Source organism: Aquimarina sp. AD1 (assembly GCF_003443695.1).
In the GTDB taxonomy this organism is placed as follows: Bacteria; Bacteroidota; Bacteroidia; order Flavobacteriales; family Flavobacteriaceae; genus Aquimarina; species Aquimarina latercula.
The window spans coordinates 5,045,201-5,060,406 of the sequence record NZ_CP031966.1 but is presented as its reverse complement, the minus strand read 5'-3'; the positions used below and the strand labels follow the sequence as shown (position 1 = coordinate 5,060,406).

Sequence of the window (15,206 nt, the reverse complement as noted above, 5' to 3'; positions counted from 1 at the left end):
TATGGTTGAACAAGTAACCAGAGGTATAAAAATTTCGGTGGACACCACCTTTGAAGGTACGTTCTTTAAGAACTATAAGATGCACTTTGCCTTTGGATATCGTATCACCATAGAAAATCAAAGTAAAGATTCAGTACAACTTACTTCTCGCTTTTGGGAAATAAAAGATGCGTTAAGTAACACTGAAATTGTAGAAGGAGAAGGTGTTATTGGCAAAAAACCCGTTTTAAAACCAGGAGAATCTCACACTTACAATAGCGGATGTCTTTTAAGCTCTCCATTTGGCGCAATGAAAGGACATTACAACATGGTTAATTTTACTTCTACAAGAAAATTTAAGGTAATCATCCCCAGTTTTAAACTCAGCTCTCCTTTTGCGCTAAATTAAGCCTCTTTATCAAATCAAATCTTATAACTTTCCCATCCTGTTCGATATGGCAGTATTTGCAATGTGAATCAAAAACGAATTTATAGCTTTTACTATAAACAAAAATTGATTTAGGTTCAAACAACCCTCTAAAATCCTCTTGTCCATGCTCGGTATATCGTCTTATTTCAAATAATAAACTTTCAGAAGATTCTTTCATAACGAAATATGCTCCACTACCGATTCCTGTAAGAAAACAAGCTTGTTCTAAAAAAACAGGTAATACATTTTTTTTCTTTTGAACAAAATTCGGTGTTTTCTTGTCAAAATAATTGGTAAGATTCTCTATAAAAACAGAATTTGGATATTCAATTAGACTACCACTTTCTACCTGATAAATTTTATTTTCCATAGACCCTTTTTCTACATTCCCCAAAGGACTTGGAGTAAACAATTTATTTCGCAATAACGGGGTTCTTATTTTGGATTTATCAGTGCTTTTTAAGATCGTATCTGTGACTATCCTAGAACAATTACTACCTTCTTTTCTAAACGTAGAATATGGAATACTTCCTTTATTTTGGACTTCCAACACATATTCTTTTGCCTTATCATAATATATATAATCACATACAGATGCAACTAATCGCCCACTACCATGCGTTTTTTCGGGATTTGCTTCCAACCATAACAGAAATTGATCAACATTAGACAATTTACCTTCTGAAGTAAAAGTCGCTTTAAAAGGAATTTCAAGCTCCACATCAGTCTCAGCGCTTCTTACTCTTCCTTTTCCTGGTGGAGTTATATAACGCCCAAAATCATAGTACTCTGCTATTCCTGTTTTATTCTCAATTAAAACAAAAGCAGCATGACCAGCCTTAATAACTCCTCCTTTTCCCAATCCAAAGAATTGTAACAAACTGGTAGATTTTTTTTCCTCGTCAGAAAAACGAACAAAAGTATCTGGAAAAGCTAGGGAAATTATTTTACCCGTGTAATTCATCACACGCTTAAAATTTTAATATTATACGTATTTTCAAATGTAAGATTGCATTCATAATTTACTTTCAAGCCGTTATTGCTTCAAAAGTAACAATATTTACTTCAGAATTCTGAAGATCCTCATAACGCATTGTAAGTTCTTCTTCGTTATTTTTAACAACCTGAGTTATACTTCTAGTCTTTAAAAAACCTCTATCAATCTGCAAATCTACATCCTTATTTCCTATCCCTGCATTCTTATGAAAATCTAGAAGAGTTTCTGGTGTTAATACATTTTCTTTTTCAAACACTTCAAACCAATCTTCTCTCTTACCCTTCATTTCGGAAGTATATAAAGTTGAAGATGACCAAATATAAATTTCTTTATCTAGTACTCTAAAATGTTTTTGCCTACCATCCCAAACTAATTCAAAAAATTCTAATTCTGATTGCCAGTTTGCAGCAACTATAGTAAACGGCTCAATGCCTTTATAATCATAGTTCATAATTGCATCTTGCAAATTACTAGCACCTAACAAATCTTTAACTACTACTCCTCTACTTTGCCTGTAAGAAGCTAATCTTTCATGAATTTTAAAGCCTCCATTAAGAAGACAGATCATTGTATTTTTATCACTAATTCCAATCCAAGTTCCTCCAGCTACCGCATCTTTTGGAAATAACATTCTGGTTTTATCAACTTGATAAAACTCAGGAGCTAAAGTTTTTCTGTTTAATGCTTCATCTCGATTAGAGGTTAATATAAAACCGTTTTCTTGAGTGGGAATCAACGTTACTGTACACATAGATTTTTGGGTCGCATAAATTTTGCACAACTTACAAAAAAAAATACACACTATACATGTTTATAAAAGGTTAAAATAAACATTACCCTACATAATTTCCTATCTTTGCCGCTTGAAGTATTCTAACACATCTTACAAATTAAACTAAAATACACGTAACTATGGGAAAAGGTTTTTTTCAAGTTCCAACAGCAATAAATGAGCCTGTAAAGTCATATGCTCCAGGGACTCCCGAGAGAGAAGAAGTTTTGGCAACATATAAATCAATGTATAATTCATCTATAGATGTCCCATTATACATAAATGGTGAAGAGATCAGAACTGGTGACACAGGAACCATGTCACCACCACATGACCATAAACATTTATTGGGAACGTATCACAAAGCCGAAAAGCAACACATTCAAAAAGCAATAGATACTGCAATAGAAGCTCGTAAAAAATGGGCTGACCTAGCTTGGGAACAACGTGCAGCTATATTTTTGAGAGCAGCAGAATTAATAGCTGGTCCTTATAGAGCAAAAATTAATGCAGCGACTATGTTAGCGCAATCTAAGAATATTTTCCAAGCAGAAATTGATGCTGCTTGCGAATTCATTGACTTCCTACGTTTTAATGTAGAGTTTATGACTCAGATCTATGAAGATCAACCAGATTCTACTTCTGGTGCTTGGAACAGACTAGAGTACAGACCTTTAGAAGGTTTTGTATATGCAATCACTCCATTTAACTTTACTGCAATAGCAGGGAATTTACCAGCTAGTGCTGCATTAATGGGAAACACTGTTGTTTGGAAACCAAGTGATAGTCAAATTTATTCTGCAAAAGTAATTATAGATATTTTTAAAGAAGCAGGAGTTCCTGATGGAGTTATTAATGTAGTATATGGAGATCCTGTTATGATTACCGACACAGTATTAGCAAGTCCTGATTTTGCTGGTATTCACTTTACCGGTAGTACTCATGTATTTAAAGATATTTGGGCTAAAATTGGAACGAACATCCATAATTATAAAACCTACCCAAGAATTGTAGGTGAAACAGGTGGAAAAGATTTTATCGTTGCGCACCCTAGTGCAAATGCTAAGCAAGTAGCTACAGGAATCTCTCGTGGAGCTTTTGAATTCCAAGGGCAAAAATGTAGTGCTGCTTCCAGAGCTTACATCCCTAAAAGTTTATGGGCAGATGTAGAAAAGTTCTTAAAAGCAGATATCAAGTCATTCAAAATGGGATCACCAGAGGATATGAGCAACTTTATTACTGCTGTTATTCATGAAGGTTCTTTTGATAAACTTGCTAAATTTATTGATCAAGCTAAGGAAGACAATGGAGCAACGATAATTGCTGGTGGTGGATATGATAAATCTAAAGGATACTTTATCGAGCCAACGGTTATTCTTGCAGAAGATCCTAAGTACACAACTATGTGCACTGAGCTTTTCGGACCAGTAATCACCATCTATGTATATGACGATAGTAAATGGGAAGAAACATTAACCTTAGTAGATCAGACTAGTGAATATGCATTAACTGGGGCAATCTTCTCAACTGACAGATACGCTGCTGCAGAAGCTACAAAGGCATTACAAAATGCTGCTGGTAATTTCTACATCAATGACAAACCAACTGGTGCAGTTGTAGGGCAACAACCTTTTGGTGGTGCAAGAGCATCTGGAACAAATGATAAAGCCGGATCTTACCTAAACCTATTACGTTGGGTATCGCCTCGCACAATCAAAGAAACTTTTGTAACTCCAGCAGATTATAGATACCCTTTCTTAGGAGAATAGTCTCTAGTGAAGTACATAACACATAAACCGTATATCATTTTTTGGAGTTTGACTCCAATTTTATTGATATACGGTTTTTCTTTTGACGAAGAAACATTAGACATTAATGTTCACGACACTTATTTTGTGATTTATTAGTCTCATTTTTTTACATTTTTATCTATTTTATTCTTAGGTATTGGACTACTTTATTTTACCGTTCATAAATTAAATAAAAAAAGAACATCATTACTATCTAATATCCATGTGATCTCCACAATTACCGCTACATCGATATTTATTTTTACCTTCTTACTTTCTATTTCTAAATCTACTGAGGGCATAGAAGAAGTTGTATTAATTGTCCGTCTTATTTCTCTTGTTACTATAGTAGTAGCACAACCGATACTTTTCTTATATTTAATTATTAGTATTTTTCAAAAAAAATAAAAAATGATAATACGTCCAGCGCATATTGAAGACCTTCCAACCCTACTTGAATTTGAGCAAGGCATCATTGAAGCAGAACGTCCAATGGATATTACGCTTAAAACCGAAGAAAAAATAAGTTATTATAACATTAGCGAGTACATAAAATCTAATCACACAGAAGTAGTTGTTGCCGAGATTGATGGAGAAGTAGTGGGCAGTGGTTACGGACAGATCAGAGAGCGAAAAGAATTCTTCAAACAGGATACAATGGGATATATTGGTTTTATGTTTGTAAAAGATGAGTTTCGTGGACAAGGAATCAGTCAAAATATAATTCAGTATCTATCAAACTGGTTCTCGACTAAAGATATTACAGAAATACAGTTGGATGTTTATGACCAAAATCCAAGTGCCATAAGAGCCTATGAAAAAGCTGGTTTTGAAAAATATCTAGTTCGCATGCGAATTAATTCAGGAGATAAGTCTTAATAACAAGATTTCATTTTTTAGCTCTTCTATCATTCCAACCGAGGTTAGAACGCATCTTCATTATTAACGAAAATTCTTGTTTGACACCAAAAACAATTACAAACGTTATCTTTAGCAAGCATTTACACGATTATTCCTATAAGCCTAATTCTTTTACCGTATGAATCAAAAAAAAGCACCTTGGTATTTTCTTTTACTACTTATTCTAGCGGGCGAGTCAGTATTTATCCTTCCGTTTGTTCTTTCACGTGTATTTAGACCTACAGTACTGGAAGCGTTTAACTTGAACAACTTTCAATTAGGAGAATGTTTTTTTGTATATGGTATTGTGGCCCTATTATCTTATCTTTTTGGAGGGCCTATAGCGGATAAATTTCCCCCAAGAAAACTGATCGCCGTCGCACTATGGATGACCGCTTTAGGAGGCTTGGTCTACGCTACTTTTCCTGATTATACAACATTAAAAATATTATATGGTTACTGGGGATTTACTACCATTTTTTTATTCTGGGCACCAATGATCAAAGCTACACGGGTTTGGGGTGGATCTACTTCTCAGGGTAAGGCTTTTGGTTTTTTAGATGGTGGACGCGGATTAGTAGGAGCACTGTTTGGAGCCATGGGTGTCTTTATATTCTCTTTGTTCATAACCTCAGATGCATCACAAGTCACTGTTCTTGAAAGTAGAGTAGCATTTAAGCAAGTAATACTGGTGTCTGCTGGTATTGTAGCTCTCATAGGCTTAGCGGTGTGGTTTTTTATGAAACTTGACCACGAAACAGAACAAGAAATTATCCTTGAAAAAATAACAACATCGCAAATTTTAGAAGTATTAAAACTACCCTCAGTATGGCTATTAATGATCATTATCCTATGTGCATACGTAGGTTACAAAATCACGGATGTATTTTCGCTCTACGCTAAGGATGTGATGCTATATGACCAAGTAGAATCCGCTCAGGTAGGTACTTTTTTACTATTTGTTCGCCCGATTATCGGAGTGTTAATTGGAGTATTGGCGGATCGCACGCAAACCACTTTTTGGCTGGTGATTAGTTTTGTAGTCTCCTTTATCGGAGCTTTATTATTTGCGCTTGATATCATTTCGGATTCTGAAACGCTATTATTCTTTATTTCGATATTAGTGGTAGCAACTGGAGTATACTCAGCACGTTCTTTGTATTTCGCAGTAATGCAGAGGGGTAAAATCCCACTAGTTCTCACAGGAACCGCTGTAGGTCTTATATCACTGATAGGATATACTCCAGATATCTTCGCAGGACTTGCTTATGGATATCTTTTAGACAATTCTCCAGGTATTACTGGGCACCAACATGTATTCTGGATGCTGGCTATATTTTCTTGTACAGGAGGTATTGCTGCTTGGTATTACCATAAATTATACAAAAAGAAAACAACCTAAAACACCAATTCTAAAGTGTTTTTTTCACTGATAGTATATCAGCTACACCTTATATTTTATTGGGAGGTGTACTACTTTTTTTGTTTCAAAAAAATCTTCTTCGAAATAGTCTTGTAAATTATACTGTGTTGCTTTGGGGAATGAGGTTAGTTCCTCTGTTAAATCCCCTCCTTTTAGATACAAAATACCATTAGATAATTCATGTATTGATTTTTTAGCTACATTCTTTCTAACCCATTTTACAAAATCGGGCATATTAGTAACTGCTCTACTTACAATAAAATCAAAGCGCTCGTCGAATGTTCCTGCCCTGCGTTGTTCTGCTTTTACATTTTCCAAGCCTAAAGCACTAGAAACCTCATTTACAACACGTATTTTTTTAGCAATTACATCTACCAAGTAAAACTGAGTTTCTGGGAATAATATAGCTAACGGTATCCCAGGAAATCCACCACCTGTTCCAACATCCAACACACTTGTACCTTCTTTAAATCCTTGAATTTTAGCAATCCCCAAAGAATGCAATACATGTCTTTCATATAATAGATCAATATCCTTTCTAGAAATCACATTAATTTTAGCATTCCAATCTTTATATAATTCACCCAGTTGCGTAAACTTTTGTATTTGATCATCTGTTAAATCGGGGAAATATGTAAGTAGAATATCCATACAGTAAATTTTAAACAGCAAAAATACATGTTAACTTAATATATTTTACTACTTTTTAAGAAGTTAAAAAAATTTAAATACCTAACTTTACCGAATAAATTATGACGAATAACGTTAAGTCATAAACACAAAGCCCATGACTACACCTACCGTGAAATTTAGTAGAGTAGATTCCGCAAAATTTTTCAGAACACTGAACAAACGTGTGAATCAATATTTCAAAGAAAATAACATTAAACGTACAGGAAACTGGAAACTTCATTTGAAAACTATTATTATGTTTTCAATATTTCTTACGCCATATTTCTTAATACTTACTCTAAATATATCTCAATGGTGGATGTTATTACTTACAGTTGTAATGGGTATTGGTATGGCTGGAGTAGGAATGAATGTAATGCATGATGGAAATCATGGGTCATATTCTTCTAAAAAATGGATCAACAAATTAATGGGTAGCAGCATGTATGTACTAGCCGGAAATGTATATAACTGGCAAGTACAACACAATGTACTTCATCACACATATACTAACATTCATGGACATGACGAAGATATGGATGCTGGTAGAGTTATACGTTTTACCAAACATGCAAAGTGGATGAAGTTCCATAAATTTCAGCACTATTACTCAGTGTTTCTATATGGTTTATTAACTTTTAATTGGGCCTTAACTACAGATTTCAAACAAACTAAAAGGTATTTAGCACGTAAACTAGCATATGGGAAGCTACCAAGTCCTTTAAAGCAATGGAGCACTATTGTAATTACAAAAATTATTTATGTATTGATCTGGATCGTTATCCCTATGATAATTATGTCTGTTTCTTGGTGGAAAATTTTAATAGGTTTTTTCGTGATGCACTATGTAGCAGGACTTATTTTAAGTATTGTTTTTCAATTAGCGCATATGGTAGAAGAAGCACAAATGCCGCTTCCTGATACTACAGGAACTATGAAAAATACTTGGGCAATACACCAGCTATTTACTACTGTAAATTTTTCGACAAAAAACAGATTGATCAACTGGTTTACCGGGGGGTTAAATCATCAAGTGGAGCACCACATTTTTCCACATATTAGTCACATCCATTATACTAAAATTTCTAAAATTGTTAAGCAAACTGCGCAAGAATTTAATTTACCGTATAATGAATACAAAACCACTCGCAAAGCGATTGTCGCCCATTTCAAACACTTAAAAGAAATGGGGATTAAACCCGCGATGCAGTCATAACTTTTATTTACCAATTACCAAAATGAGCACACAAGTATCGGAAATGAGCATTCAATTATCAGACAAAATCAACAAGCTTAAAGCCTCTGCAACTTTAGCAATGGCTGCAAAAGCAAGAGAATTAAGAGCAGAAGGAAAGGATATTATCGGTTTAAGTTTAGGAGAACCTGACTTTAATACTCCAGATTTTATTAAAGACGCCGCAATTAAAGCTGTTAATGACAATTATAATTCTTATACTCCAGTAGATGGATATATAGAATTAAAGGACGCGATTATAACAAAGTTTAAAAGAGACAATAATTTAAGTTATGATCACTCTCAGGTTGTTGTATCGACTGGTGCAAAACAATCTCTTTACAATGTAGCTCAGGTATATTTAAATCCAGGAGATGAAGTTATACTCCCATGCCCTTATTGGGTAAGTTATAGTGACATTGTAAAACTAGCAGAAGGTGTTCCTGTAGAAGTTAAAACTTCGATAGAAAATGACTTTAAAATGACTGCTGATCAATTAGAAAAAGCCATAACTCCTAAGACTAAAATGATTTGGTATAGCTCTCCTTGTAACCCAAGTGGATCTATATATAGCAAAGATGAATTAAGAGCATTAGCAGATGTTCTTCAAAAATACCCAGATATTATTGTCGTTAGTGATGAAATCTATGAACATATTAATTATGTTGGTGATCATGCTTCAATGGCTCAATTTGACGATATGTACGAGAGAACGGTAACTGTTAATGGAGTTGCTAAAGCTTTTGCCATGACTGGATGGAGAATTGGATATATAGGAGCTCCAAAAGCGATTGCTAGAGCTTGTAATAAAATGCAAGGACAAGTAACTAGTGGCGCTAATTGTATTGCGCAAAGAGCAGTAATTACAGCCTTAGAAGCTCCGGTTAGTAAAATCCAATACATGATTGATGAATTTAAAAACCGTAGAAAATTAATTTTAGATTTGTTAGCCGAAATCCCGGGATTTGAATGCAATGAACCAGAAGGAGCATTCTACGTCTTCCCCGATGTTTCTTACTACTTTGGTAAAACTATTAATGGAAATATAATAAAAAACGCTTCTGATTTCTCAATGTTTTTATTAGAACAAGCGAATGTTGCTACGGTAACTGGAGATGCTTTTGGGAATGGAAATTGTATTAGAATTTCTTATGCCGCAAGTACAGAGCAAATCAAAGAAGCAATCAATAGAATTAAAAAAGCATTAAGCTAAATTAGCAATACTGTATAACTTTTATTAAAAAGCCGATGATTCAATAAAAATTATCGGCTTTTTATTTTCCTAAAAATAAATTACTGTTTTTTGAGTTATTAGATTGCTATATTAAATGTTTTGGGGAAAACACTTAAGAAGAGATAATTGTAGTTTGAACATAAATAACAATCTTAAAACCTACTTTTGTATTTATGGACATTCTTGAAAAAGAACGTATTGTTCAAAAAAATGTGCTTGAAATTTTTAAAGAAAATTTTAATAGCCCTTATTCCGAAGATGAAATTCTTAACTATACTCCTTCTGATGTAGAGGATACTGTTTCATATTATGAGTCAATTCTTGATATCTTTTTTATCGAACCAGAATACCTACAAAGTGTAAAAGGCTGTGTAAAGGATACTATTAAAAAAGTCGCAGAGCTTTGGCATATCAACCCATATGCTTTTGGCCCTTGGGAAGAATCTTATTAATTATTCAACTACGGTAAAATACTATCTGTTCCTCCAGAAGAAAGGAGTAAGCAAAATAAGAACTGTGAACAGCTCTAATCTTCCTATAAGCATTAGAAAAGAACACCACCATTTACCAAAGGCTGGCAGTACATCAAAATTATTTACAGGACTTAGCTTACCTAAAGCAGGTCCAACGTTCCCTAAAGACGAGGCAGCTCCACCTATAGCAGTTTCAAAATCCAGTCCTAACATTCCTAACACTAAAGACCCTATTATAAAGGATAACATATACAATATAAAAAATGCTAATATATTAAACACAATCTCTTTAGAAACCGCTCTTTGATTATAACGCACAGGCAACACAGCTCTAGGATGTAATGTCCTTTTAAATTCTAAAATACCATTACGAATTGTAATAAGATGCCTTACTATTTTCATCCCACCTGCTGTGGATCCCGCCGAACCTCCTAAAAACATTAATCCAAAGAATACTATCTTCAAAAAAGGAGTCCAAACCGTAAAATCAGCAGAAACAAAACCTGTAGTAGTAATAACAGCCAACACCTGAAACAAAGAATGCCTAAAAGCGCTTTCTGCCTCTCCAAAAACCATAGGATGATCTATAACAGAATTCGCTGGATCTGCTTTTAAATAAATAATTAATGCGGCTATAGCGGTAAAAGCCACTATAGAAATTCCGTACCATTTAAACTCTTCGTCTTTAAGAAATTTTCCAAATTTTCCTTTAAAACCAAAGTAACTCAAGATAAAATTCATTCCTGCAAGGAACATAAACAAAATAATGATATACTGTATTAAGGGTTGATCATTCCAATAAGCGACACTTGCATTTTTTGTAGAAAACCCTCCTGTAGACAATGTACTAAGTGCATGATTTATCGCATCAAAGAAATCCATCCCGGCAAGTTTCAATAAGATTGTCTCTGCCGCTGTATACCCAAAATATATTAGCCATAACCTTTTTGCAGTATCAGTGATCCTTGGATGTAACTTATCAGCGCTTGGACCAGGAGCTTCTGCTGCAAATAACTGCATCCCTCCTATTCCTAACAACGGAAGAATAGCTACAGCAAGAACAATAATCCCCATTCCACCGATCCAATGTGTAAGACTACGCCAAAAGAGAACACCTTTAGGAACAATTTCTATTTCATTAAGGATAGAGGCTCCGGTTGTAGTATAACCAGACATTGTCTCAAAGAAAGCATTGGTAAATGATGGAATTGCTTCAGAAAATATATACGGTAGCGTTCCACTTAAAGACATGAATATCCAACCAAATGTAACAACAATATACCCTTCTCGTTTATTTATTGATTTTTGATGTTCCTTAGTAAGAAACATTAAAATTATACCCACAAACATAGTCGATAATGCTGCTAACATTATCTGCATTGTAACACCGTCTTTATAAATAAAACTTACAATGGTTGCTATTAGCATAAAACCTCCATTACAGAGCAATAGAAGCCCCATAATATGAGTAATAATTTTAAAGTTTAGTTTGGACATGTTACAAGAAAAGGTTTTCTATTTTCTTAATAGATTTAGGTAGACAACATACCACTACTCGATCTCCTGCTTTAATATAAAAACCTCCTAAAGGAATCATCCCAACTCCATCTCTTATAACTCCAGCTATAATAGCGGAACGAGGAAAATCAAGATCTCTAATTAGGTTATCACTTACTTCGGAAGTTGGTTTTACAATAAACTCCAACAACTCGGCATTCATATTATTAAGCTTCGTCATAGCAACTACCTCTCCTTTTCGGATAAATCTAAAAATATTATTAGCTGCTAATAGTTTTTTATTGATTAATGTATCAATACCTATAGAATGAGAAAGCTGGAAATAATCCATATTCTCTACCAAGGCAATTGTTTTACGCACTCCTTTAGATTTAGCTACTAAACAAGACATGATGTTGGTTTCAGAGTTACCTGTTACTGCAATAAACGCATCCATATCATCTATATTCTCTTCTTCAAGCAATTCTACATTTCGTCCATCCCCATTAATAATCAATGCATTTGGTAAATCGTCCGCTAAGTCAAATGCTTTGTCTTTATCACTTTCGATCAGCTTTACTCTAAATTTATGATCACATAGATCACAGGTAGTTTTATGTCCAATTTTACTACCTCCCAAGATCATCACTTTTTTAATTTGTTCTTTTACTTTACCCGTTAACTTGTAAAGCTCATCTACTCCTCCTTTAGAAGTAACAAAATAAACCTGATCTCCTTCCTTAAATTTTGTATCTCCTCTAGGAATTATTGTGTATTGCGTTCCCGATCTTTGAATGGCTATTGGCATAAAATGAAGTTCCGGAAAAATCTCGGCAGCCTCTCTAACAGTTTTATCCACAAACAATGCGCTGCTAGAAAGAGTCGTTCCTACCATGGTTAGTGCACCATCCTCAAACTCATAACTATCACTAAAAGCCGATTGATTTAATAATAATTCTATCTCACTTGCCGCTAGTGCTTCTGGAGAAATCAATTCATCAATTCCAAACTTGATAAAACCAACTTCTTCTTTATTCTCTATAAATTCTGTATTGGAAATTCTGGCAATTGTTCGCTTAGCACCTAATTGTTTTGCTAAAACACATACGGTAATATTGGTAGTCTCACTAGAGGTAACACTAATCACCATATCAACATTCTGTACTCTGGCATCTTTTAAAATACTTATTGAGGTAGCATCTCCCTTAATCACTCTAATATCCAGATGGCTATCAGCATAATTTAAGCATTCCTTATCAGGATCAATCAGGGTAATATCCTGAGATTCAAATGAAAGTAATTTTGCCAAATGAAATCCTACTTCACCAGCACCGGCAATAATAATTTTCATCTGTGTTTTCTGTTATTTATCATCAAAAGATAAAATTAAACTTCAGCAAAATCCCCTTAATAACAAAGTGAAAATTTCTTGCTGAAAAATAAAAGCCTACAAAGATAGTGGAATTTCATTAATTCATAAAACAATTAATAACTAGTCACTTATTTTATATCTACTATTCCATTTAAATTAACAAGAACATAGAGCTTACCAAAAATCCGCTGTACCAGCATTCATAGACAACTAATCATTAAACTACAGAATCATTAATAATACTTAAACACATCTGTAACAAAAAACATACTTTAACCGTCTTAAAAGAACATCATCAATCAAAAAACAATCATGAAACATTCTGCATTAAGTATTTCAATATTTATAATTTCTTCAATTCTATTCACTGTTAGTTGTAACACAACAAACAACAACACCTCTTCAACGGAAAACAAAATTGATCATATTATAGAAAAGAAAATAGATTCATTATTAAAATCATTGCATCAAAACAGAAAATTTAATGGAAATATTTTAATCGCTAAAAATGACCAAATCATATACAAAAACGAATTTGGCTTTTCTGATGGCTACAAAAAAAACATTCTTAAAGAGACTGACAGATTTAATATTGGTTCTATTTACAAGGAAATTCCCGCAATTGCAATTATGCAATTAGAAGAAAAAGGTCTTTTACAATTAAACGACCCCATTAAAAAACACCTTAGTTACTTACCGGATTGGTCTAACAATATTAAGATTATTAATCTTTTACAATACACAAGCGGATTACCTAAAATTGATTGGAGAAAACATAAAATAATAAATGATCAAAACCTCATAAATGATTTATCAGAAATATCTAATTTAGAATTTACACCTGGAGAAGATTACATATACACAAATTTCAGCCCTTTCTTACTTTCTAAAATAGTAGAAAGTATCACAGATACAACCTTCTCTTCTTATGTAAACCAAAACATAATAAAACCTCTACATTTAGAACAAAGTACATTTAACACCTCATTTCCATACAAGAATAGGGATTCCATGGCCCTTCCATTTAACAACAAATTTGAAGAAGACAAACTTCCATTCATTATAAAATCTCCTATATTTCTATTTTCCACTACAACTAATGACCTCTTTCAACTTATAAAAAACCTGCATTCTGGTAATATCATCAATAAAAATTCATTACTCAAGATTAGCAAAACTGCAAATTTAGATAGGAATAACATGCAATCCGCGTTAGGAAATATCACCTATGAAAAAGAAAAAATAATAGAACACACACATCATGGAACTAGTGGTAACTATGAATCTATCATAAGTAAAAATGAACTAAACAGTACTACCATTATTATTTTAACAAACAACAAAAGTGGAAACATTCACGCTTTAAGAAATACTATTATTGAATTAATAAAAACTAATAACGAAGTAAAATAACAATTTCGTAATCTCCTTTTTTTTAAAAGAAATATTTCTAAACACAATTCATAAGCTAAAAACTACAACTCAGTAATTATTCTTTTTAGGATTTCTGCAATAGCAACATCTTAGCAGTATAAATACTAACTTTTTACTTATGAAAACGAAACTTATATTACTCGCATTATTTATTACTAAATTTATTTTTGTCCAAGCACAAATGGACGATAAATTCTATTTCCCAAAAAAAGATTTAAGCCAGATAACATGGAAAAATCATGAAGAATTAATGATCAAGACAGAAACTGATACAATTTCTGTTTTAATTCTAAAACCAAAAGAAACACCAAAAGCAACTATATTTTATTTTCACGGAGCTGGGGGGAATATAACATACTACCTCCCCTTAACACAAATATTAGCAGAAAACAACTTTCAGGTAGTTATGATTGATTTTCGAGGGTACGGAAAATCAACAGGAACTCCTACACACAATAACATAGCTAAAGACGGTGAATTATTCTTCGAAACTCTTCTTAAGAAAAAAGGAATAAAAGAAACTCCAAAAATAATATATGGAGTCTCTATTGGAACTCAAATCGCTACTTTACTAGCCAAAAATCATCAAGATAAAATTGAAGGATTAGTGCTAGAAGGAACTATAGCATCCTTTACAGATATCGCTATGTATCATGTACCTGAGTACAAAGATTTTTTAGAAAAAAACTATATCTCTCCCTACGCGGCAAAAGAAGATATAAAAACCATTAATAAAATTTCTAAACTCTTCTTGCATAGCAAAGAAGATAAAGATGTACCATTTACACAAGGCGAAACCGTATACAACAATGCATCGGAGCCAAAAGAGTTTCTAGAATTTAAAGGAGAACACCTACACGCACTTAAATACAAAAAGGAACAAATACTACAAAAAATCAATGAAATGATAGAATAAATTTTATAAACAAACATTAATTACAAAATTGATAAATAGAAGTAAAACAATAAGCTAATAACAACTTAATGACATTCTTTTCC

General features: G+C 33.2%; 15 protein-coding genes. 9 read left to right on the top strand and 6 right to left on the bottom strand.

Annotated elements, in window-relative coordinates:
* Nucleotide 1 precedes the first annotated feature (1 nt).
* Nucleotides 2–388 (top strand): Co2+/Mg2+ efflux protein ApaG, encoded by a 387-nt coding sequence (gene apaG, locus D1815_RS21800; RefSeq protein WP_027395717.1) that lies wholly within the window; start codon nt 2–4, stop codon nt 386–388.
* Here apaG and D1815_RS21795 read toward each other — a convergent pair.
* A complete protein-coding gene (locus D1815_RS21795) occupies nt 363–1,373 on the bottom strand; it encodes a DUF6695 family protein (RefSeq protein ID WP_118389415.1) in 1,011 nt (336 codons plus the stop codon). The two genes, apaG and D1815_RS21795, sit on opposite strands and share 26 nt — an antisense overlap.
* A gap of 64 nt (nt 1,374–1,437) precedes the next feature.
* Nucleotides 1,438–2,157: an NRDE family protein gene (locus D1815_RS21790; protein WP_118389413.1), complete on the bottom strand. Its 720-nt coding sequence runs from the start codon at nt 2,155–2,157 to the stop codon at nt 1,438–1,440.
* Nucleotides 2,158–2,318: 161 nt separating this feature from the next.
* Between D1815_RS21790 and pruA the strand changes: the two genes are divergently transcribed.
* A complete protein-coding gene (pruA, locus tag D1815_RS21785) occupies nt 2,319–3,947 on the top strand; it encodes an L-glutamate gamma-semialdehyde dehydrogenase (RefSeq protein ID WP_027395720.1) in 1,629 nt (542 codons plus the stop codon).
* A 200-nt stretch (nt 3,948–4,147) separates the two neighbouring features.
* Here the strand turns inward: pruA and D1815_RS24030 are convergent, their stop codons facing one another.
* Nucleotides 4,148–4,270: a hypothetical protein gene (locus D1815_RS24030; protein WP_255420146.1), complete on the bottom strand. Its 123-nt coding sequence runs from the start codon at nt 4,268–4,270 to the stop codon at nt 4,148–4,150.
* A gap of 109 nt (nt 4,271–4,379) precedes the next feature.
* Between D1815_RS24030 and D1815_RS21780 the strand changes: the two genes are divergently transcribed.
* On the top strand, nt 4,380–4,847 hold the full coding sequence (locus tag D1815_RS21780) for a GNAT family N-acetyltransferase (protein WP_027395721.1): 468 nt from the start codon (nt 4,380–4,382) through the stop codon (nt 4,845–4,847).
* A gap of 160 nt (nt 4,848–5,007) precedes the next feature.
* Nucleotides 5,008–6,270, top strand: coding sequence for a nitrate/nitrite transporter (locus D1815_RS21775; RefSeq protein ID WP_118389411.1), 1,263 nt, complete (start codon nt 5,008–5,010; stop codon nt 6,268–6,270).
* A 42-nt stretch (nt 6,271–6,312) separates the two neighbouring features.
* Here D1815_RS21775 and rsmG read toward each other — a convergent pair whose 3' ends face one another.
* Nucleotides 6,313–6,942, bottom strand: a complete 630-nt coding sequence (gene rsmG, locus D1815_RS21770; protein ID WP_118389409.1) for a 16S rRNA (guanine(527)-N(7))-methyltransferase RsmG — start codon at nt 6,940–6,942, stop codon at nt 6,313–6,315.
* Between the two features lie 136 nt (nt 6,943–7,078).
* Here rsmG and D1815_RS21765 point away from each other — a divergent pair, with 136 nt between their 5' ends.
* The 3 genes from D1815_RS21765 (at nt 7,079) to D1815_RS21755 (ending at nt 9,883) form a co-directional block, all read left to right on the top strand.
* A complete protein-coding gene (locus D1815_RS21765) occupies nt 7,079–8,179 on the top strand; it encodes an acyl-CoA desaturase (RefSeq protein ID WP_027395724.1) in 1,101 nt (366 codons plus the stop codon).
* A gap of 43 nt (nt 8,180–8,222) precedes the next feature.
* Complete coding sequence (locus D1815_RS21760; protein WP_118389407.1) at nt 8,223–9,410, top strand: pyridoxal phosphate-dependent aminotransferase; 1,188 nt, start codon at nt 8,223–8,225, stop codon at nt 9,408–9,410.
* A 194-nt stretch (nt 9,411–9,604) separates the two neighbouring features.
* Nucleotides 9,605–9,883, top strand: coding sequence for a hypothetical protein (locus tag D1815_RS21755; protein ID WP_027395726.1), 279 nt, complete (start codon nt 9,605–9,607; stop codon nt 9,881–9,883).
* Between the two features lie 21 nt (nt 9,884–9,904).
* Here the strand turns inward: D1815_RS21755 and D1815_RS21750 are convergent, their stop codons facing one another.
* Complete coding sequence (locus tag D1815_RS21750; RefSeq protein ID WP_027395727.1) at nt 9,905–11,401, bottom strand: TrkH family potassium uptake protein; 1,497 nt, start codon at nt 11,399–11,401, stop codon at nt 9,905–9,907.
* 1 nt (nt 11,402) lies between these two features.
* Complete coding sequence (gene trkA, locus D1815_RS21745) at nt 11,403–12,752, bottom strand: Trk system potassium transporter TrkA (RefSeq protein WP_108801854.1); 1,350 nt, start codon at nt 12,750–12,752, stop codon at nt 11,403–11,405.
* 333 nt (nt 12,753–13,085) lie between these two features.
* Here trkA and D1815_RS21740 point away from each other — a divergent pair, with 333 nt between their 5' ends.
* A complete protein-coding gene (locus D1815_RS21740) occupies nt 13,086–14,186 on the top strand; it encodes a serine hydrolase (protein ID WP_118389405.1) in 1,101 nt (366 codons plus the stop codon).
* A 139-nt stretch (nt 14,187–14,325) separates the two neighbouring features.
* A complete protein-coding gene (locus D1815_RS21735) occupies nt 14,326–15,123 on the top strand; it encodes an alpha/beta hydrolase (RefSeq protein WP_027395730.1) in 798 nt (265 codons plus the stop codon).
* Nucleotides 15,124–15,206 lie beyond the last annotated feature (83 nt).

Bases quoted from the DNA above. Each gene is read 5' to 3' on its own strand.
- D1815_RS21795 (WP_118389415.1), bottom strand. From the start codon at position 1,373: ATGAATTACACGGGTAAAATAATTTCCCTAGCTTTTCCAGATACTTTT.
- D1815_RS21765 (WP_027395724.1), top strand. From the start codon at position 7,079: ATGACTACACCTACCGTGAAATTTAGTAGAGTAGATTCCGCAAAATTT.
- D1815_RS21735 (WP_027395730.1), top strand. From the start codon at position 14,326: ATGAAAACGAAACTTATATTACTCGCATTATTTATTACTAAATTTATT.
- rsmG (WP_118389409.1), bottom strand. From the start codon at position 6,942: ATGGATATTCTACTTACATATTTCCCCGATTTAACAGATGATCAAATA.
- D1815_RS21760 (WP_118389407.1), top strand. From the start codon at position 8,223: ATGAGCATTCAATTATCAGACAAAATCAACAAGCTTAAAGCCTCTGCA.
- D1815_RS21775 (WP_118389411.1), top strand. From the start codon at position 5,008: ATGAATCAAAAAAAAGCACCTTGGTATTTTCTTTTACTACTTATTCTA.
- D1815_RS21755 (WP_027395726.1), top strand. From the start codon at position 9,605: ATGGACATTCTTGAAAAAGAACGTATTGTTCAAAAAAATGTGCTTGAA.
- D1815_RS21740 (WP_118389405.1), top strand. From the start codon at position 13,086: ATGAAACATTCTGCATTAAGTATTTCAATATTTATAATTTCTTCAATT.
- apaG (WP_027395717.1), top strand. From the start codon at position 2: ATGGTTGAACAAGTAACCAGAGGTATAAAAATTTCGGTGGACACCACC.
- pruA (WP_027395720.1), top strand. From the start codon at position 2,319: ATGGGAAAAGGTTTTTTTCAAGTTCCAACAGCAATAAATGAGCCTGTA.
- D1815_RS24030 (WP_255420146.1), bottom strand. From the start codon at position 4,270: ATGCCCTCAGTAGATTTAGAAATAGAAAGTAAGAAGGTAAAAATAAAT.
- D1815_RS21790 (WP_118389413.1), bottom strand. From the start codon at position 2,157: ATGTGTACAGTAACGTTGATTCCCACTCAAGAAAACGGTTTTATATTA.
- D1815_RS21780 (WP_027395721.1), top strand. From the start codon at position 4,380: ATGATAATACGTCCAGCGCATATTGAAGACCTTCCAACCCTACTTGAA.
- D1815_RS21750 (WP_027395727.1), bottom strand. From the start codon at position 11,401: ATGTCCAAACTAAACTTTAAAATTATTACTCATATTATGGGGCTTCTA.
- trkA (WP_108801854.1), bottom strand. From the start codon at position 12,752: ATGAAAATTATTATTGCCGGTGCTGGTGAAGTAGGATTTCATTTGGCA.